Below are 19,149 nucleotides of genomic sequence, written 5' to 3' on the forward strand. Positions count from 1 at the left end.
CTCGAGGCGCTCCGACAGGAACAACCGGTTCGGGAGCCCGGTCAGCTGGTCGTGTCGCGCCCGAGCCTCGAGCCGGGACTCCAGACGCTTTCTGTCGGTGATGTCGCGTCCCATCATCGAGAAGAACCGGCCGCCGCCGGCGCTGTCATGGACGAGGATCGTGACCTCGACCGGCGTCAACGTCCCGTCCGCCCGTTCCAGCTCGAGCTCGCCGCGCCACGACCCGACCGACTCGAGATCGGGGAGGACGGCGTGCAGGACCGTCGCCCGTGCCGCTGCCGGGATCATCTCGAGCACGTGCTCGACGGGAGCGGGTGCGGGGCCGAACACCGCCGTCGCGGCGGAGTTCCGCCAGATCAGGCTGAGCTCGCCGTCGAAGATGCTGACGTAGTCCGTGGTGTTCTCGAGCACCTCGGTGAGGCGGTTGCCGGTCTCGCCGGCGCGCACGGCGTCGTCGACCTCGTGGAAGTTGACGATCAACCCGCCGACCGTGGGATCGTCGATGGCGTTGGTTGCGGTGACGTCGACCCAGGGCCGGTCGGGTCCGGGTCCGACACGACACAGGAATCGCACCGAGGCGCCGGGTCCCCCGTGGAACACCTCACGATGTTTGGCCGCGGCCAGAGCGCGGTCGCCCTCCTCGATGACGGCGGCGATCGTCGCCTCGTCGAAGACCCGGTGTCCGCCGATGAACCGCTCGATCCCGGGTGTGGTCCACGAGACCCGGTTCCCGGACGTGATGACGAAGGTGGCTCCGGAGGCGTCGCGCAGGAGTCTCCGGAGCCGCTTCTCGGCCTCGTCCTCGCCGCTGCGACTCCGGAGCGACACCACCACAGACCGGAGCGCGGGATCGTCCAGACGGTTCTTCGCCGTGACCCCGAGCCATTCGTGGTGACCGTCGGCGTGCCGGAACCGCACGGTCAGGTCGACGAGTGACGTGCCGGCGAGGAGTTGGTCGAACTGCACATGCGCGATGTCGAGGTCGTCGGGATGGACGAGGTCGAAGCTGTTGACGCCGTCCAGGTCCTTCGGCTCGAACCCGAGCAGTCGGGTGATTCCGGAGGAAGCGAAGGTGATCGTCGCTTCGTCGTCGATCACGACGACGGTTCCGGGTCCGTCGGTGACGATCGCCTCGAAGCGACTTGCGGCTTCGGCCAGTGCCTCCTCCTTCTCGACCAAGTCCGAGATGTCGCGAGCTCGGAAGAGCAGCCCGGCGATGAGCGCATCGTCGAGGTGGTTGGCGAACGTGGCGTCGAGGGTGAGCCAGCGGCCATCGGCGTGGCGCGCTCGCAACCGGATCCTGGCTTCGCTGCCAGGAGCCGCCATCACCGAGTCGAAGGTCTCGAGGAGCGAATCGGTGTCATCAGGATGGACCACCTCGCGCCAGATCTCGAGCAGTGTCTCGGCGGAGTGACCGAGGATCTTCTCGCAGCTCGGGCTGACGAAGGTCGGCGTCGGAGCATCGAGGCGCTGGATGATCAGGAGTTCGCTCGTGAGCGCGAGCAGCGCGGTCCACCGACTCGAGGGGTTCACGATCGGTGTCAGTGGCGTGAGGATCACGACCATGCCGGCGATCGCCGGGTCGTCGAGATGGTTCAGCGCCTGCATGTCGAATTCGATCGGCCGACCGTCCTTCATCGCCGCTCGCACGGCGAGGTGTTGTTCGGTGGCACGTCCGCTGCGGATTGCTCGCGACATCGCCAGAACGGCAGGGAGGTCATCATCGTTGATGATCGAGTAGAGGTTGCGCGAGAACTCCTCGGCCGACCAACCGGTGATCTCCATGGCGTTCTCGCTGACGTACACCGTCTCGCGGTGTCGATTGCGCACGAGCACGATTCGCTGCCCGAACGCGGTCAGCTTTACGAGCAGATCGAGAGCGTCCTTGTCGGTGATCGCCTCGACCTCAGTTGTCACTGCGCCTCCCTCTGGCTGCGACGAGGGTACCGTCAACGTTCGCCATGGATCACTTCCAGTACCTGTGCCTCATGGCGGGATGTCTCGCTCTGACGCTGCCACTCGAGTTCGTGTTCCGCGCACGCGTCTATCGACGCCCACGGCGGCTCTTCCGGGCGATGGTGGTGCCGGTGGCGGTCTTCGTCGTCTGGGATCTCGTCGCCATCGCCCGAGGCCACTGGGCCTTCGACGCCCGCTACGTCACCGGCTGGGAACTGCCGGGATCGTTGCCGGTCGAGGAGTTCGTGTTCTTCCTCGTGATCCCGGTGTGCGCGCTCCTGACGTTCGAGGCCTCCCGCCGTACCCTGGACCGCTGATGAGCCTCGAGTACGCGATCCCGGCGTTCGCCTCGGCTGTCGTCATCGTGGTGGTCGAGAAGCGCTGGCTGCGCACCGGGATCTTCCGGAGCCCGTCGTACTGGTACACGATGGCGATCTGCCTGTTCTTCATGGTCCTCGTGAACGGTTGGCTCACCAAGCTCTCGGCGCCGATCGTCACCTATGACGCCGACCAGAAGACCCCGTGGCGTTTCCCGTGGGACATCCCGATCGAGGACTTCTTCTTCGGTTTCACGCTGATCACCGCCGTGCTGTTGGCGTGGGTCCGGCAGGACACCGAAGACGATCCGGCCCCGTGGGCACCCGAGGCCCGGTCGGACGGTGGTGGCCGATGATCGGTGCCGTCGGCGTGGCCGTGGTGGCGTTCGTCGTGATGGAACCGGTGACCTACCTGGCCCATCGATTCGTCTTCCACGGCGCAGGCATGTTCCTCCATCGCTCGCACCATCGCCGCTGGTCTGCACCCCGCGACACCGACGGTCGCTTCGAGGCCAACGACGTGTTCCCGCTGATCTTCGCGTCGACGACGATGGTGGCGCTGGCCGTCGGGTTCAACGTCGACGGCTGGTCGGTGCTGCTCCCGATCTGCGTCGGCGTGACGGCGTACGGCGCGGCGTACGCCTATGTGCACGACGTCTACATCCACGGCCGTCTCGGCGCTCGTCGCGCTCGTCGCTCGCTCGATCGGCTGGCCGTCGCCCACTCGCTGCACCACCGTTACGGCGGCGAGCCCTACGGAATGCTCTTCCCCGTCGTGCCGAGATCCCTACGCGAGCGCGCCAGCCAACGGATCGACGTCGCCCCACGTCCCTGACGCTGCGGTGGGGCGGAACCGCGCGAACCACTCCTCGCCGTACCAGGCCTCGGACCGGGTGCGGTCGACGACCGTCTGATGCTCGGCGCGCTCGATACGCGAAGTCGCGTACTGCGTCTGTGTTGCTCCACAAGCTGAAGGTCGCCTGGCGGCCCACGGGCACCTCGCCGATGCCGACCGCCGCCAGCAGGCCGCCCGCGTCGTCGAGGATCTGTTCGACTGCTGGCACGGCACGGAGGAACGCGGGAAGTCGGCGCCAGCGAACGGTCGCCCGCGTGACGACGGCGACGGGCCCTTGGAGCCCGTCCGGCTCGGCGGCCGGAGCGTCGGCGAGGGGGTCGACGCCGTCCCACGAGCCGTGTGCGCCGGTCGGGGTCATCGTGACGTCGTACCGCTCGACGGCTCGGGACCATCGTCCTGCGAAAGCTCCCGATTCGAACCTCCGGAGCGCGGACTCGTCGTCCCAGACCGCGAACACGGCCCAGCGCGTCAGGTCGGCCGACGTCGTCATCGTCCGGCCGCGTCCGGTGCCGAGCAGCTTCCCGAAGCGCACGCCGGGCGTTGCCGCGAGTGCGCGGCGGTCGAGGGGCACGCTCGCAAGCCGACGGGCGACGTCGGCGCCGGCGAAGCGGACCAGGTGGAACGAGGCGACGACCATGCAGCCCGAACGCTACGGCCTCTCCGGTGCGAGGCAGACTCGGGAGATGTCGAACCGACGGTGGATGGTCGTCCTCGCGGCCTTGGCTGTCGCCGGATGCGCCGGGGATGACGACGGAGGTCAGCCGGCTGCGACGTCGGCGCCATCATCGACCACGTCGTCCGCAGACCTGGCCGAGAGCGGCCCCGCCTTCGCCGTGGAACCCGGGACGGCGGTCGTCGAAGCCGGCGGTGAGCGATTCGAGTTCGTGGTGTTCGAGTGTCTCGTCGGCACCGATGGCGGCGGCCCGACCCGCCGACTCGCCTTGTCCGGGAGCGACACCGAGCCGTACCTCGAAGCCGATCGGTACCTCAGCGTGAACATCCTCGTGAGCAAGGTCGTCGATGGCCACGAGGAACACGTCATCGAGATCTTCAGCATCGATGGCTCGCTCGCACTGGGCGCCGCCGACTTCCAGACCCCGTCGCGCGGCGGGCCGGCCCCCGGCGACTGGATCCACCACGACACTGACGCCGGCGTGGTGTTCGGGTCCGGGTTCGAGTTGCGGTCGACCTCGGCGGATGACGCCACCGTGCTCGAGGACGGTGTCCTGGTGGCCGACTGCCCGGCGGACTAGCCCGACGGCGTCCGGGTGCTCGACGGGGTCAGGGGCAGGGCACAGAACTCCCCGTCGCTGAACCCGCTGGGTCGGACGCCGAGGCCCTGGTTGAGCCGTGCTCGCTTGTTCTCCCACGCGATCAGCACCATGAGCTCGGTCTGTTGCGCGGGCGTGAGGTGCTGATCGACCCGAGCGCGGAGATCGTCGTCGACGATCGACGGGACCCGGGTCAGTGCCTCGGCGAGGTCGAGCACCGTCCGTTCCTCGTCGTCGAAGGCGTCGCTGGTCGCGTGCACGGGCAGGTCACGCAGCTGTCGCTCGCTCAGGCCTTCGTGCCGGGCGAGGGCCGATCCGATGTCGAGGCAGTACTCGCACGCGACGATCGAGGCCGTCTTGAGTTCGGCGAGGATCTTGAGCCGAGGGTCGACCCGCGCGCTGGTGGCGACGCCCATCTCGAACACGATCGTCGCGAACGCCAACTGCGGTCGTCGGACCAGGGCCTTCACGAGGTCGAGACGGTTGCGCCGGGCTTTGAAGAGGATGCCGACGTTGGCTCGGAGCTGGCGGAGGGTCCTCATGCCGACACCTGCTCGCGGACGGACGGCGTCGAGTCGGGCGACGGTGCTCGGTCGTGACGGGACACCGCCACGTACAGCGCGATGGCGGCAGCGGCGTTGAACAGCAGGAGGCCGGCGTTCTGGATGTTCTGGCCGTCGGTCAGGGGTTCGGACGGGTTGAAGGTGTGCCACAGCGAGTGCGGGAGGGCGAACGCTGCGTTGGCGATCAAACCGAGGCGGACCGATCGACTGTCGGCGAGCACCGCGGCGACGAGGAGCACGAGGCCTGACGCCAGCAGACCGGCACCGGCGTCGGATGCCAGGTGCTCGTTGAACGGGGGCTCGGCGGCGACGAGGCGCGGGTCGAAGCCCGGGAAGTCCTCGAACCAACCCTGGGGCGAGACCACGGCCCACAGACCGGTCAGGATGCTGGGGACGGCGAGCGCGACCAGCGCGAGGCGGACCCAGGTGGGCACGATGCGGGAGGTGATCGTTCGGTTCATGACCCTTCTTCGTCGTCGGAGTCCGAAGTGTCACGCGTGGGGTCCGGACGCCAGTACCGCCAGAACGTCACGCCGAGTGCGAGACCGACCAGGCCCTGGGTGATGTGGAGCACCGCGCCGGCCGTGAAGACCCCGATCTCGCCGACCCCGGAGATGCCGAGGGCGGTCGCCAGGGGGACGCCGGAGATCACGGCGACCGGCGCCATCCGACGCACCAGCGCGCCCGTGGCCACCGCGAGGCCGACGGCGATGAGCGCGTAGCCGCCCTCGCGAGTGAGGTGCGGACTGAAGTCGTCGCCGACGCCCTCGGCCACCCAGTCGCCCCAGACGAGGTTGCCGAATCCCTGGGAGATGAACAGGTACGCCATGGCCCCGGCGGCGTAGCGGAATGGCCGCCACCGCCGTCGCATCGAGCGTTCGTGGGCGCCCTCCACCCGAGCAGCGAGTGCCCGCGGCGGGTCCGTGCGTACGGCGGACGCGAGCAGGAGCACCTCGGGGTCGGTGTCGGTGTGGGCGTGCCCGCCGAGCATCGCGTCGATCTGCGCGTCGAGTCGTTCCGCGGCTGTCACTTCGGCGGGGTCGAAGGTCTCGTCGGGGTCAACCACGATCGATCACCTCCCGGAGCTTCGTGACGCCACGGTGCACGAGCATCCGTGCCGCGGTCGGAGAGATGTCCATCGCCTCGCCGATCTCCGGCGAGCTGAGTTCGGCGCCGAACCGGAGGGCGACCGCCTCGCGCTCCCGATCGGAGAGGACGGTGAGGTGTGCCAGCAGAGATCGGGCGTCGTCGTGGCGGACCGCCGCGTCGGCCGCGACGTCGGACCACACCTGCGGACCGGTCTCGGGTGGCGTCTCGGTCGGGTCCTCGGGCTTGCGCCGTCGCCAGAAGTCGGCGGTGACGTTGCGGGCGATCCCGAGCACCCAGGCCGCCTCGGTGCCCTTCGCCGGATCGAAGCGGTGGAGTGAACCCATGGCCCGTGTGAACACCTCACTCGTCACGTCCTCGGCGTCGGCATCCGTGGGTAGGCGCGTCCGGGCGTACCGCCAGACCTGCGGCGCATGATCCCGGTACAACGCACCGACCTCGACTGCCATCTGGCCCCTTCTTCGTCCGAGCGGGCCAAGGTGTAACAGACTCCGTGTCGTGGTCGTCGCGTCAGCAGGTGTGAGCATCGGAGCGGTGGTGGCCGCGGCGGTCGCCGGCTACCTGCTCGGGTCGATCCCCGTGGCGGTGATCGTGGCCGGTCGTCGGTGGCTCGATCCACGCGAGATCGGCGACGGGAACCCCGGCTACTGGAACGTCAAGGAGCAGATGGGCCGCGATGTCGGGCTCGTGGTCTTCGTCGGCGACACCCTGAAGGGGGCGGTGGCCGGCGGGGTCGGGGTGGCGCTGAGCGGTTCTGCCTGGGGCATCGCCTACCTCGCGGTCGGTGCGGCGATGATCGGCCACGCCTACCCCGTCTTCGCTCGCTTCCGAGGTGGACGATCGATCCTGACGTTCGTCGGCGGCATGCTCGTCGTGGCTCCGGTCGCTGGCGCGATCGCCATCGTCGTGTTGGCCATCGTGTGGGCAGCGACACGTTCGTTCGCCATCGCAGCGCGCGTGGGTGTGTTCGGCTTCCCGGTCGCGCAGTTGTTGGTCGACTCGAAGGAGCACGTCGCCGCCACCGGCGCGCTGATGTGCATCATCGGACTCCGGTTCGCGCAGGCCGCGGCCCGAGAGCGAGATCAGGACACCGCGTAGTCCCGACCACGCCAGGCGGTCGCCGGTCGGATCGCTCCGCTGGTGACACGGAGCGCAACGAGCGGGTCGGCGAGCGGGGCGGCGAGGAGCGGCCACCCGTGCTGGCGGAACGCCCCCCGGGTCGCGACGGCGACCCCCAGGCGTAGGGCGAGCGCCGCGACGTCGATGATGTCGCCACGACCGGCCAGCAGTCGGGGTACTGGCAGGGCCATGGTCGACCAGAGCACGGCGAGGTCGGCGGCCATCCACGGAGCCGAAGTCACCTCGCGCAGCGCCAGCGACCGGCCCCAGCCGTCGACGGTGTCGCGAGCTCCGCCGTACCCCTCGACGTCGAGGACCGAGGTGGCGTCCTCGAACGCGACGTCGAGCCCGGCAGCCGCGAGGTGGCGCGCCAGTTCGACGTCCTCGGTGAGGCTGCCTGCGACGGGGGCGAAGCCTCCCGCCTGTATCAGGGCCTCGCGATCGAAGGCCATGCACTGACCGTTGGCCATCACCCGTTCGACGGACCTGGCCGGGACCCCCGGGGGCCCGAAGCGGTAGACGAGGGTGGCGAGCATCGACGCATGGACGGCGCGGCCTGTGGCGATCGGGGCGTCGACCCGTGCCCCGGCCGAGACCATGGCCCGGTCGCCCAACGCGCTGATGATCGCCGGGAGGAAGTCGGGGTGCGCTCGCGTGTCGGCATCGAGGGTGACGACGGTGGCGGTCGCGGCGATGTCGAGTCCGACCTGGAGGGCATGGGCCTTGCCGGCCCAACCGTCAGGGAGCGGTCCTGCCGAGACGACGGTGGCGCCCGCGCCCTCGGCGACCTCGCGCGTCGCGTCGGACGAGCCGTCGTCGACGACGAGGATCGTGGCGGTGGTGGGAGCGAGCGCCCGCACGCACGGCCCGATCCGGTCGGCCTCGTCGCGTGCGGGGATCACGATGGTCACGTCGCTACCGAGGTCGGCGGGACCGTCGGTGGTGGCGGGTCGCGGCGATCGACCGATCGGATCGGACCGGGTCGCCCCCCGTGCAATGCGTGCGATGGCGACGACGAGGAGTGCGAGACGGGCCGCGCTGCCGAGCGTGGGGCGGGGGAGCAGCGGCACGACCCACACGGTACGTTCGACCCGATGACTTCTCCGGTCCAGGGTCCACTCGACGTCTTCGGGCCCCGGTCGTGGACACGGCCGGAACAGGTCTCGACGAACCGTCTCCCGATGCGGGCGACGTTCCATCGCTTCCCCGACGACGACTCGGCCGCAGCACTCGATCGCGACCGATCGCCGTGGTTCCGTTCCCTCGACGGTGACTGGGACTTCCGGCTGGCGCCCCGACCGCAGGCGGTCACCTGGGACGACGTGGCCGATGCTCCCGCCGACGGTGACTGGCAGTCGGTGACCGTGCCCGGCTGTTGGACCATGGACCCCGACGTCGACGATCACCCGCACTACACCAACGTCCGGATGCCCTTCCCGCTCGACCCGCCGGAGGTGCCGGACGCGAACCCCACCGGCGTCCACCGCACGACGTTCACGCTCCCGCGTGGCTGGAAGTCGCGCCGGACGGTGCTCCATGTGGGCGGCGCCGAGAGCTGCCTCTACGTCTTCTGCAACGGCGAGGCCGTCGGCATGGGCAAGGACTCCCGCCTGCCGCAGGAGTTCGATCTCTCACCGTTCGTGCGCACCGGTTCCAACACCCTGACGCTGGTCGTCGTCCGCTGGTCCGACGGGAGTTGGCTCGAGGACCAGGACCACTGGTGGATGGCCGGTCTCCATCGCGAGGTGTATCTCGAGTCGTCCGGTCACACCCACCTCGCCGACGTCCGGGTCGACGCGACCCTCGACGCCGATCTCACGACCGGCGTGCTCTCGGCCGAGGTGGAGGTCGGTGCGAGGTCGCCCGAGAAGGGTTGGCGCGTCGAGGTGTCGGTGGTCGCCCCCGACGGCAGCACGGTCTTCGACCAACCGCTCAGCGCCGACGTGCCGATGTTCCGGCGCGACTCGCCCGTGCACGAGATGATCTCGGCCTACGTGTATCCCGGGCCGGTTGCCTCGTTCTCGGAGACCATCGACGACGTCGCCGCCTGGTCGTCCGAGCTCCCGCAGCGCTACACGGTGGTCGTCACCCTCGTCGACGGTTCCGGTGCGGTGGTCGAGTCCACCGCGGTCCGGGTCGGCTTCCGGCGGGTCGAGGTGGTCGACCGCGAGCTGCTGCTCAACGGGTATCCCGTGATCATCCGCGGCGTGAACCGCCACGACCACGACCCCGACACCGGCAAGACGGTCAGCGTCGAGTCGATGCGGCGCGACGTGGTGCTGATGAAGCAGCACAACGTCAACGCCGTGCGGACCGCGCACTACCCGAACGACCCACGCTTCCTCGACCTGTGCGACGAGTACGGCCTGTGGGTCATCGACGAGGCCGACGTCGAGACCCATGCCCGTCTCCAGAGCCTGTGCGACGACCCGCGCTTCACGAACGCCATCTTCGACCGGATCCGGCGCATGGTCGCTCGCGACCGGAACCACCCCTCGATCTTCGCCTTCTCGCTCGGCAACGAGTCCGGATACGGCGCCGTCCACGACGCAGCGGCTGCCTGGATCCGCCGCACCGATCCGACCCGCATCGTCCACTACGAGGGCGCGTGCCATCCGGTGTTCTTCGGGACCACCGACCCCGGCGACGCGGGGTCGGCCACCGACCTCATCTGCCCGATGTATCCGGCCATCGACACGATCTCGAACTGGGCCGAGCGCACGGCCGACAGCGACGAGCAACGGCCGCTGATCATGTGCGAGTACAGCCACGCCATGGGCAACTCCAACGGGAGCCTCGCCGACTACTGGGCCGTGATCGAGACCACGCCCGGGCTCCAGGGCGGGTTCATCTGGGACTGGGCCGACCAGGGCCTGCGCCGGCATGACGCCGACGGCACCGAGTACTGGGCCTACGGCGGTCACTTCGGCGACGAACCCAACGACGCGACGTTCTGCTGCAACGGCCTCACCTGGCCAGACCGGGCGCCGAAGCCGGCTCTCGTCGAGCATGCGTACCTGGGTGCGCCGGTCCGCTTCCGTCCCAGTGACCTGCGACGTGGCCGCCTCGTCGTGGTGAACCTCCAGGACTGGCGCGACGTGTCGTGGCTGACCGGCGAGTTCGACGTACGGGTCGACGGCGCGGTCGTCGAGTCCGGGACGTTCGACCTCCCCGATCTCCCGGGTGGCTTCGAGGCGACGCTCGAACTCGGCCTGCCGACCGTCGACGTCCCTGAAGGCGCCGAGGCGCACCTCGACCTCCGCTGCGTCGTCACCGACGCCGAACCCTGGGCGCCGGCGGGGCATCGCGTCGCCTGGCAGCAGTTCGACCTTCCCCGGACCCGTCAGACCGCGATCGCCGCGCCGGCCAGCGGAGCGTCGACCGAGGTCCACGCGTCACCGGGCGAGGCGACGGTCGGCGACCTCGTCGTCCGCTGGGACGAGTCGGCGGCGAACCTCTCGAGCATCGAGCTCGGCGGACGGCCGCTGCTGGCCACGCCCCCGACCGCATCGCTGTGGCGTGCACCGACCGAGAACGACGGCCGTCGCCTCGACGAGGGCCTCGAGGCGGGCGCACTCGAGGGCTGGTTGGCGCTCGGTCTCGACCGGGTCGAAGTCGAACCGGTGAGCGCTCGTCGCCGGGCGCAGGCCGACGGGTCGGTCCTGGTGACCTTGCGTCGACGGCTGCGACTGCCGGGTTCGGGCGACGTCGCCGACCACCGCCAGCAGGTCCGGATCCACCCGAACGGTGCGATCGTGATCGACGAGGAACTGACGCTCCCGACGACCCTCGACGACCTGCCACGCATCGGCTCGCGCTTCGAGGTGCCGTCCGAGTTCGATCGACTCGAGTGGTACGGGCGCGGTCCGCTCGAGACCTATGTCGACCGCGAGACGAGCGAGCAGTTGGGGCGTTGGCAGTCGACGGTCGCCGAGCAGTACGTCCCCTACGTGCTGCCGCAGGAACACGGCAACCACACCGACACCCGCTGGTTCACGCTGACCGATGCCGGCGGCACGGGCCTGTTGGTGTCGTCGACGAACGCGCTCGACCCGTTCGGGTTCACCGCCCGAGACCACCACGACGACGACCTCTACGCCGCCACGACCCTCGCCGACCTCGGCACGAGCGACGCGGTCGAGGTGCACGTCGACGTTCTGCAGCGTGGTCTCGGCACGGGGGCGTGCGGACCGGACACCCTCCCGCCCTATCGCGTCACCGGCGGACCCGCCCGGTGGTCGTACGCGTTGCGAGCGATCACCGCCTCCGACGACCCTGCGGCCCTCGCCCGCTCGCTTCGCACCAGCACCTGAGCGACGTCGCTCCCGTTCTTCGGCGACGGGTGTCGCTCCGACAACTGCACGCAGGTACCGCCATCGAGCGGCATCTGGAGCGGTCGACCGATTCTTCGTCGTCTGAGTCGCGCTGATGCAACCCAGACGACGAAGAACGAGTCGCCCTCGCCGATCCGGACCGACTGCTAGATCTTCGGCGGACCCGCGAGGGAGCAGCGGTACCGAACGCGCCTACCCGGTTGTTCTGTGGCGGCCTGGTTTCGATGCCGGCCCGCGCGATCGGCACGTATCCGCGCCCTCTCGGATCGATCAGTACCCTGGGATGTACGTAGAGAGGTCATTCACATGGAAATACTCGTATCGCAGGTTCTGCTCACCGTCGCAAGTCTCTCCGCCGGGTACGTCTTCCACCGGCGACGCCTGCTCTACGCCGCAATAGGCTTGACCTCGGCTGCCATCTACATCGCTCGGGCGACGACCACAGCTGATGTCCGGTGGGGGCTTGTCGCCGTTCTCCTCAACGTAGGGGCCGGGCTGTACGTGCTCGGGTACAGACGAGGCGTGGAGTCCGAATCGCGCATCGCGTCACCGACGTAGATCCGTCGGAGCCGCCCCGACTGCCTCAGCGCTCGGGCAGGTCGGCGAGGCAGAGGTCGGCAGCGATCTTCCCGCTGATCGCGACGAGCGGGAGGCCGCCGCCCGGGTGGCTGCTGCCGCCGCACACGTAGAGGCCGTCGATCGGTCCGCGGTTCCCGGGTCGCAGGAACGCGGCCATCGCACCGTTGGACGAGGTGCCGTAGATCGACCCGCCGGGCGTCCGGAATCGTTCAGCGATGTCGACCGGCGTGATCTCGCTGCGATGGACGATGCGGCCGGACAGGTCCCAACCGCGCTCGGCCATGACCCCGAGCACGTGGTCCCCGTACCCATCCCACCCGTTCTCGACGTCGTGAGCGTCGGCCCCCGACGCCTCCTGCGTCGAGAACGAGGGTGCATTGACGAGGACGAACCAGTTCTCGTGCCCGGCCGGCGCCTGCGACGGGTCGGTGACCGACGAGGCGGCCACGTAGATCGTGGGATCGGCGATGGGTGTGTGGGTGTCGAAGAGTGAGGTGAACTCGGCGCGGTAGTCGCCGGAGAACGAGACGTTGTGGTGCGCCAGGTCGTCGGTCCGGCCCTCGACGCCGAGGAGGAGCACGAAGCCGGACGACGAACGTTCGGTCCGTTCGGCTCGCCGTCGTGCACGCGGGTGGGGGAGCAGGTCGCGGTACAGGTGCAGCGCGTCGGCGTTGGCGATCACCGCGTCGCCATGGATGCGTTCGCCGTCGACCAGGCGCACACCGGTCGCTCGATCGCCGGCGTGGGTGATCTCCTCGACGTCGCACCCGGTACGGATGTCGACACCGACGTCGGTCGCCAGGTCGCCGAGCGCCAGCGCGAGACGCCCCAGCCCGCCGCGGACGTACCACGCGCCGAGGTCTTGTTCGAGGTGCGGGATGCAGCGCAGCGTCGCTGGTGCGCGGAAGGGCGACGACCCCGAGTACGTGGCGTAGCGGTCGGCCCACCGGACGAGCCGTGCATCGTCGAAGGTGGCCTCGGCGCGCGAATGGAGGGTGCGCAACGGGTCGATGTCGACGAGATCTCGCGGTGACCGCATCCGGCGGAGCAGCGCGATGGGCGACGCCATCGGCCCGGCGAAGAAGGTGCGCTCCGAGGTGTCCCAGACGGTCTCCGCGCCGTCGAGGTACTCCCGCCACTGACGGCCGGCGCCGGGGGCCAGGGCCTCGGCCTCGGCAGCGGCCGCGTCGAGGTCGGCTCGATGGTCGAAGCCCGTTCCGTCGACGAAGCGGTAGCGACAGATCGGATCGAGACGGATGAGGTCGACGAGCTCGTCGAGGTCACGACCGGCGACGGCGGCGAGGTCGCGGAACACGGCGGGCAACGTCAGGAGCGACGGCCCCGTCTCCCACGTGAAGCCGTCGGCGCTGCGCTCGTCGAGCTTGCCGCCGACGTGCGCGAGCCGCTCGACGACCGTGACGTCGTGACCGGCGGCAGCGACGCGGATTGCTGCCGAGAGGCCGCCGACGCCAGCACCGACGACGACGACCTCAGCCACGGGCGACCTCGCGGACACCTGCTCGGCCGAGTCGTGACCCCAACCATGCGACTGCGGCAACGGAGCACATGCCGATCCCGCCGACGAGGCCGACGAACGGCTTGTCGAAGAACACCACGAACCCGATGGTGTTCATGACGGCCCACCATGTGTACAGCGCCACGAGTGGCGTGCTGACCGGTTCGTCGGTCGGCCGAAGGCGATCGACGACCGCGAGCACCACCACCCCGACCCCGAGCCACCCGAGATAGTTGGACAGCGGGATGCCGTCGTACGCGCCGTCGGCCGCCCAGTGCCAGTAATCGTTGTCGACCATCTGCGGATCGAGGAACAGGTCCCATGCCGTCAGGGCGATGGCCCCGACGACGACGGCGCCAGCCCGTGAGCGGGCGACCCGGTGCCCGACCTCGAGGGCGGGAACACCCATGGCGAACCACGCCAGCGGCACGATGACCGGCACGGACCCGACCGTCGGTTCCAGCGCCCCGGAGTAGTCGTATTCACCGAACGGGAACCCGGTGGTGCTGCCGATCCGTTCGACGAGCAGCGTCGCCACCACGACGAACCCGGCACTCAGGAGCGCCCGGCGCGGTCCCCAGTGGTGCACGACGAGCAGCAGCGACGTCGCGAAGAACGCCGTCACCACCAGCGACGACAACCACTCGGTCGTCGCTCGGTCGTCGGTCAGCGGGATGGCGATCTGGCTCAGCGCCATGACCCCGAACGCCATGGCGGCTCCCCCCGCCACCAGCGTCCCCATCTCGTTCTGGGTGCGCGATCTGCCAGTCAGGATCCCCATCATGCACCCAGAACACGGGGGGTGGGGGCGGTCACCCGAACAGGAGGGCGCGGCCGGCGGTGGTGACCTTCTGCCAGGTGGGGACGCGAGCGCGGGTGGAGAAGACGTCGAGGTCCACGGCCTCGATCTCGTCGAGGATGCGGGCGTACAACAACCGCGCCGCTCCGACGCACCGACCGGACCGGCCGGGCAGGAGCTCGAGGCCGGCGTCGGCTCGGCGGTAGAGCTCGCGGGTGCGGTCGATCTCGAAGCGCATCAACGCCAGGAACTCCGGCGTCGCCACCCGGTCGACGAACGCCGATTCGGCGCCGAATCGGCGGATGTCCTCCTGGGGGATGTAGATCCGGTTCCGATCGAGGTCTTCGTCGACGTCGCGCAGGAAGTTGGTGAGCTGGAACGCGTTGCCCAGGTCGCGAGCCGGCTCGGTCGCAGCCGGGTCCAGGGGCTCGAGGATCGGCAGCATCATCTCGCCGATGACCGCGGCGGACCCGTCCATGTAGCCGAGGAGGTCGTCGTAGGCCTCGTACGTCTCGACGGTGAGGTCCATCGTCATCGAGTGGAGGAACCGTCGCACGCAGTCGGGATCGATGCGGAACGCCCGCACCGTGTGGACCATGGCCTTGAGCACGAGGTCGTCCGAGTCGCCGGCTTCGAGGTCGCGGAAGAACTGGTCGCCGAAGTCGGCCAGGGCCTTGGCTCGCACCTCGGTCGGGGTGTCGCCCAACTCGTCGACGATGTCGTCGGCGTATCGGCAGAACCCGTAGAGGGCATGGACGTGGTGGCGCTTGACCTTCGGCAAGACCGTCGTCGACCAGTAGTAGGTGGTGCCGTTGGCCTTGTTGAGCTTCCGGCAGTGCTCGTAGCTCGCCTCGAGCGTGACGCGATCGCTCATCGGTCGAGCTCGTCGACGCGTTCGGCGGCGAGCTTGCCGGAGATGAGGACCATCGGGACGCCGACGCCGGGCACGGTGCCGGAGCCGACGAACACCAGCCCGGGCGCGTGCTTGGTCACGTTGTTGGGACGGAAGGGGCCGGTCTGGCGGAACTTGTGCGACAGCGCGAACGGCGTGCCTCGCTCCATGCCCTGCGCCTCCCAGTCGCTGGGATCGACGAAGGCCTCGACCTCGATGTCCATCGGGTACCCGTGCGCGGCGACCCGTGACTGCAGCGAGGCGTGGAGGCGGTCGCGCTCACGCGACCAGTCGATCGAGCCGTCGAGGTTCGGGGCGGGTTCGAGCACGTAGAGCGAGTGGCGGTCGGCTCCGTCGCCACGGTCGGGCACGAGCGACGGCTCGTCGAGGCTGTGGACCGTGACGAGGATCGACGGGTCGCCCATCAACTGGCCACGGTGGAGCAGGTCGCGGAACGACTCGTCCCACTGTTCGCCGAAGTGGATGTTGTGGTGGGCGACGTCGGACGGCATGGTCCCCTTCACGCCGACGTGCCACAGCGCGCACGACGGGGAGTAGTGGCCGTGGCGTGTGGCGAAGGGTTGCTTCAGTCCCGGCAGCAGTGTGCGGTACGCGACGGGCAGATCGGGGTTGCAGACCACGGCGTCGGCTTCGATGAACGTGCCCTCGGAGTCCCGGATGCCTCGCACCCGTCCGCTCGACCCGTCGGCGAGCACGATGCGGTCGACGTCGACGCCGTACCGGAGTTCGACCCCCGACTTCTCCAGCGCCTCGGCCATCGCGAGCGGCACCGCGTGCATCCCGCCTTCGGGGAAGTAGACGCCCTCGATCGAGTCCATGTAGGTGATCACGCAGTAGAGGGCGAGTGCCTCGTACGGCGCGAGGCCGGCGTACATCGACTGGAAGCTGAAGATCTTCTGGAGCCGGTGGTCGTCGAAGTAGGAACCGACCCGCTTGGCGAGTTTGCCGAAGCCGCCGTGCTTGAGGAGCCGAAGGGCGGGGCCGATCGGCCAGGCGAGGTCGAGGGGCGAGTCGAAGTTGGCGTCGATGAAGCGATCGTGCTCGATCTCGTACAGCTCGCGGAGCCAGTCGGCGAACCGCCCGAACTGCACCGCTGCGTCCGGGCCGCAGACCTCGCGGATCTCCCGGCTCATCCGCTCGCGGCCGTGCCAAACCCGGAGTTCGGAACCGTCGTGGTACGTGGCCCGGTACATCGGATCGACCGGCTTCAGGGTGACGAAGTCGTCCATCTCGACGCCGAGCGCGTCGAACGACTCGCGCAGCAGGTCGGGCATGGTGAAGACGGTCGGGCCGGTGTCGAAGCGGTAGCCGCCGAGCTCGAGCAGGCCGTTGCGTCCGCCGGGGCCGAGGGCTCGCTCGACGACCAACACGTCGTGACCGCGGCCTCGCAGGTGCGCCGCGGCGCTCAGTCCGCCGAGGCCCGCACCGACGACCACGACGCGCACGGGACTAGGACTCGCGCCAGGCGACGAAGCGCGCCAGGTCGATCAGCGCGTCCTTGGCCTCGGGGATGATCGGTGCGTCGGCGATGGCTTCGAGCGCGCCGTCGGTGAGTCGCTGGATGTCGTCCTCGATGACCTCGACGGCGCCGGTGGCGATGAGCACGCCTTGGATCGACGCGATCTCGTCGTCGGTGAGGTCCTCGGCGCCGATGCGACGCAACTCGTCGGCCTGGGCGGCGTCGGCCTGTTGGGTCGCGATGGCGAGAAGCGGTGTCGGCTTGCCTTCGCGGAGGTCGTCGCCGACGGGCTTGCCCGTCATCGTCGACTCGCCGAACGCCCCGAGGATGTCGTCGCGGAGCTGGAACGCCTCGCCGAGCGGATCGCCGTAAGCGGACAGGGGAGCCTGGAGTTCGTCGTAGCGACCAGCCACCGCGGCACCGACGTGCAGCGGCCGCTCGATGGTGTACTTGCCGGACTTGTAGCGGGCGATGCGCCGCGCCGCCTCGGGGTCGATGTCGCCGCGCGCGGTGCCGAGGATGTCGAGGTACTGGCCGATGTTGAGCTCGATGCGGAGCTCGTCCCACACGCCGAGCACGGCGGGGGGTGCGGACCGGAGCAGGAGGTCGGCGTACACGTGGGCCAGATCGCCGATGAGGATGGCGACGCCCTCACCGAAGCGTCGACGCTCGCCGCGCCACACCTCGGTCTGGTGGCGGTCACCGAACGCCAGATGTGCGGTGCGGAAACCGCGTCGGGTCGACGAACCGTCCATGACGTCGTCGTGCACGAGCGCGAACGCCTGCAGGAACTCGAACGCGGCACCGGCGTCGATGACGACGGGGTCGTCGGGGTCGCCGCCGGCGCCCACGAAGCCCCAGTAACAGAAGGCCGGGCGAAGTCGTTTCCCGCCGGCCATGACCAGGGCCCGCAGGGCGTCGAGTGGTGCGGCGAGGTCGGGGGTCATGGACGTCCACCGCTCGGTCTCCTCGTCGAGCACCGTGGTGAGTCGCTCTTCGACGAGCGCCGCGACCTGGGCCAGGCTGGGCGGAACGGCGACGGCGTTGCTGATCGGAGGGACAGCCATGATGGTGGTGGAGCCTACGGGGATGTGACGGTCGGGTCGCAGGCGGAGGCCGGATCGCCCCGATGGCTGGGTCATGTCCCGTCTACGTGGCTGGCAAGCTTGCGGGATGTCTCAACGCCCGGATCGAGTCGCGCGCCAGTGGCGGATCCCGGCGGCGATTCCCCTCGTCGGCGCGTTCGTGGTCTGCGCCGGGATCATCGCCTTGGTCGCGATGTCGGGCGACGACGACCCGACCCCCGCGCCGACGTCGCTCGCGCCGACGACGACCGCCGCGACGACCTCGACGACCGAACCCCCTCCGGAGCCGGTCGACCTGGCTGCGTTGACGGTCGAGCCGTTCGCCGAGGATCGGCCGGCGTCCTATCGGATCGTCTACGACATCGTCGAGAACGCGCTCGAGCGTCGCGAGACCTGGACGGTGCAGCGGCCCTACTCGTCGCTGGTGGTCGGGGATCGCGACGGCGTCGTGGTCAGTGGGACCGCGACCTCGACCACCCGCCTCTACACCTACCTGGTCGATCGCGAGGCCTGGTTCGGCATACAACCCGAGCTCCACCGAGCGGCCTTCGACCAGCACCCGCTGACGGCGATGGCGACGATGATCGCCCTGGGGTTCGCCGAGGAACTCGGCGAGGACGAACATCTGGGGACGCCGTGCACGGTGTTCGTGACCGGTGCTCCGCTCACGAGTGGATCGGTCACGGCCCCGGGTGACGAACGCACCGAGGTCTGCATCGACGGCCGGGGGTTGGTGCTGCACGAACGCTGGACGATCGGCGACAACGTGGTGTCGGAACGCACGGCGGCATCGGTCGAGATCGACCCGGACGTCGCCCCGGCCGTGTTCGACCCCGAACCCCAGGTCACCGACGTCGAGGGATTCGACGCCCTCCTGTCGACCATCGCCGTGGCGGCCGACGAGGAGACGATCGCTCGCCTGCGTACCGACATCGTCCTCCCGGACTCGTACACCCTGGACGGGACGGTGTTCCGGACCAGCACGTCGGACGCAGGATCGACCGGGGCGTCGGAGACCGTCCGCTTCTACTCCGACGGCGTCGACCTGATCGAGGTCGCCGAGATCACGGTCGGTGGGCCGGCAGACCTCGACGGCGGCGGCGCCGTCCTCGTCGAGATCGACGGATTCGAGGAGACGTGGTTCGACCCCGACTTCCGGGTGTCGGCGATCCGAGCGCGGATGACGGAGACCAGCTTCGTGGAGATCCGTGGAGCGAACCCGCGCCAACTGGTCGAGCTGCTGCGCTCGATCGTCCTGCGCTGACGCGAGCGGTC

The 19,149-nt window shown here is 69.5% G+C and carries 17 protein-coding genes and 1 pseudogene; 7 read left to right on the forward strand and 11 right to left on the reverse strand.

From position 1 onward, the window contains the following. Positions 1 to 81 precede the first annotated feature (81 nt). A pseudogene (locus AB8619_RS00005) lies at positions 82 to 1,785 on the reverse strand (PAS domain S-box protein); the annotation flags it as partial. A gap of 176 nt (positions 1,786 to 1,961) precedes the next feature. Here AB8619_RS00005 and AB8619_RS00010 point away from each other — a divergent pair. From AB8619_RS00010 to AB8619_RS00025, 4 genes are all read left to right on the forward strand, one after another. Then, the gene (locus AB8619_RS00010; RefSeq protein WP_436794427.1) at positions 1,962 to 2,273 is read left to right on the forward strand and encodes a lycopene cyclase domain-containing protein; all 312 of its coding nucleotides are present in this window, start codon (positions 1,962 to 1,964) and stop codon (positions 2,271 to 2,273) included. Beyond that, positions 2,273 to 2,629, forward strand: coding sequence for a lycopene cyclase domain-containing protein (locus AB8619_RS00015; RefSeq protein WP_436794428.1), 357 nt, complete (start codon positions 2,273 to 2,275; stop codon positions 2,627 to 2,629). Before AB8619_RS00010 ends, AB8619_RS00015 begins: the two co-directional genes overlap by 1 nt. After that, the gene (locus tag AB8619_RS00020) at positions 2,626 to 3,108 is read left to right on the forward strand and encodes a sterol desaturase family protein (RefSeq protein WP_436794429.1); all 483 of its coding nucleotides are present in this window, start codon (positions 2,626 to 2,628) and stop codon (positions 3,106 to 3,108) included. Before AB8619_RS00015 ends, AB8619_RS00020 begins: the two co-directional genes overlap by 4 nt. 656 nt (positions 3,109 to 3,764) lie before the next feature. Continuing rightward, a complete protein-coding gene (locus tag AB8619_RS00025) occupies positions 3,765 to 4,382 on the forward strand; it encodes a hypothetical protein (RefSeq protein ID WP_436794430.1) in 618 nt (205 codons plus the stop codon). Here AB8619_RS00025 and AB8619_RS00030 read toward each other — a convergent pair. From AB8619_RS00030 to AB8619_RS00045, 4 genes are read right to left on the reverse strand one after another with little or no spacing between them, the layout of a single operon-like run. Then, positions 4,379 to 4,942 carry a carboxymuconolactone decarboxylase family protein gene (locus AB8619_RS00030; protein WP_436794431.1) on the reverse strand — a complete coding sequence of 188 codons (564 nt, stop codon included), beginning with the start codon at positions 4,940 to 4,942 and terminating at the stop codon, positions 4,379 to 4,381. The genes AB8619_RS00025 and AB8619_RS00030 overlap by 4 nt on opposite strands. Continuing rightward, on the reverse strand, positions 4,939 to 5,424 hold the full coding sequence (locus AB8619_RS00035; protein WP_436794432.1) for a hypothetical protein: 486 nt from the start codon (positions 5,422 to 5,424) through the stop codon (positions 4,939 to 4,941). Before AB8619_RS00035 ends, AB8619_RS00030 begins: the two co-directional genes overlap by 4 nt. Beyond that, complete coding sequence (locus AB8619_RS00040) at positions 5,421 to 6,029, reverse strand: hypothetical protein (RefSeq protein WP_436794433.1); 609 nt, start codon at positions 6,027 to 6,029, stop codon at positions 5,421 to 5,423. The genes AB8619_RS00035 and AB8619_RS00040 overlap by 4 nt, the downstream gene beginning before the upstream one ends. After that, positions 6,022 to 6,519 (reverse strand): RNA polymerase sigma factor, encoded by a 498-nt coding sequence (locus AB8619_RS00045; RefSeq protein ID WP_436794434.1) that lies wholly within the window; start codon positions 6,517 to 6,519, stop codon positions 6,022 to 6,024. Before AB8619_RS00045 ends, AB8619_RS00040 begins: the two co-directional genes overlap by 8 nt. A 49-nt stretch (positions 6,520 to 6,568) precedes the next feature. On the opposite strand from AB8619_RS00045, the gene AB8619_RS00050 reads away from it, so the two are divergent. Next, the gene (locus tag AB8619_RS00050; RefSeq protein ID WP_436794435.1) at positions 6,569 to 7,168 is read left to right on the forward strand and encodes a glycerol-3-phosphate acyltransferase; all 600 of its coding nucleotides are present in this window, start codon (positions 6,569 to 6,571) and stop codon (positions 7,166 to 7,168) included. On the opposite strand, the gene AB8619_RS00055 is transcribed toward AB8619_RS00050, so the two are convergent. After that, positions 7,153 to 8,259 (reverse strand): glycosyltransferase, encoded by a 1,107-nt coding sequence (locus AB8619_RS00055; protein WP_436794436.1) that lies wholly within the window; start codon positions 8,257 to 8,259, stop codon positions 7,153 to 7,155. The genes AB8619_RS00050 and AB8619_RS00055 overlap by 16 nt on opposite strands. Positions 8,260 to 8,283: 24 nt before the next feature. On the opposite strand from AB8619_RS00055, the gene AB8619_RS00060 reads away from it, so the two are divergent. Beyond that, complete coding sequence (locus tag AB8619_RS00060; protein ID WP_436794437.1) at positions 8,284 to 11,502, forward strand: glycoside hydrolase family 2 TIM barrel-domain containing protein; 3,219 nt, start codon at positions 8,284 to 8,286, stop codon at positions 11,500 to 11,502. Between the two features lie 604 nt (positions 11,503 to 12,106). On the opposite strand, the gene AB8619_RS00065 is transcribed toward AB8619_RS00060, so the two are convergent. The 5 genes from AB8619_RS00065 to AB8619_RS00085 all read right to left on the reverse strand — a co-directional run bounded on the left by AB8619_RS00065 (position 12,107) and on the right by AB8619_RS00085 (position 17,856). Then, a complete protein-coding gene (locus AB8619_RS00065) occupies positions 12,107 to 13,600 on the reverse strand; it encodes a phytoene desaturase family protein (RefSeq protein ID WP_436794438.1) in 1,494 nt (497 codons plus the stop codon). Continuing rightward, positions 13,593 to 14,360, reverse strand: coding sequence for a carotenoid biosynthesis protein (locus AB8619_RS00070; protein ID WP_436794439.1), 768 nt, complete (start codon positions 14,358 to 14,360; stop codon positions 13,593 to 13,595). Before AB8619_RS00070 ends, AB8619_RS00065 begins: the two co-directional genes overlap by 8 nt. 70 nt (positions 14,361 to 14,430) lie before the next feature. Continuing rightward, positions 14,431 to 15,291: a phytoene/squalene synthase family protein gene (locus tag AB8619_RS00075; protein ID WP_436794440.1), complete on the reverse strand. Its 861-nt coding sequence runs from the start codon at positions 15,289 to 15,291 to the stop codon at positions 14,431 to 14,433. Continuing rightward, on the reverse strand, positions 15,288 to 16,766 hold the full coding sequence (gene crtI, locus AB8619_RS00080; protein WP_436794441.1) for a phytoene desaturase family protein: 1,479 nt from the start codon (positions 16,764 to 16,766) through the stop codon (positions 15,288 to 15,290). The genes AB8619_RS00075 and crtI overlap by 4 nt, the downstream gene beginning before the upstream one ends. 13 nt (positions 16,767 to 16,779) lie before the next feature. Beyond that, entirely contained in the window at positions 16,780 to 17,856 is a 1,077-nt protein-coding gene (locus AB8619_RS00085; protein ID WP_436794442.1) for a polyprenyl synthetase family protein, read from the reverse strand. 106 nt (positions 17,857 to 17,962) lie between these two features. Between AB8619_RS00085 and AB8619_RS00090 the strand changes: the two genes are divergently transcribed. Beyond that, positions 17,963 to 19,138: a hypothetical protein gene (locus tag AB8619_RS00090; protein WP_436794443.1), complete on the forward strand. Its 1,176-nt coding sequence runs from the start codon at positions 17,963 to 17,965 to the stop codon at positions 19,136 to 19,138. The last annotated feature ends 11 nt before the right edge of the window (positions 19,139 to 19,149 follow it).

The organism is Actinospongiicola halichondriae (assembly GCF_049103745.1).
Lineage (GTDB): Bacteria > Actinomycetota > Acidimicrobiia > Acidimicrobiales > Salinilacustritrichaceae > Salinilacustrithrix > Salinilacustrithrix halichondriae.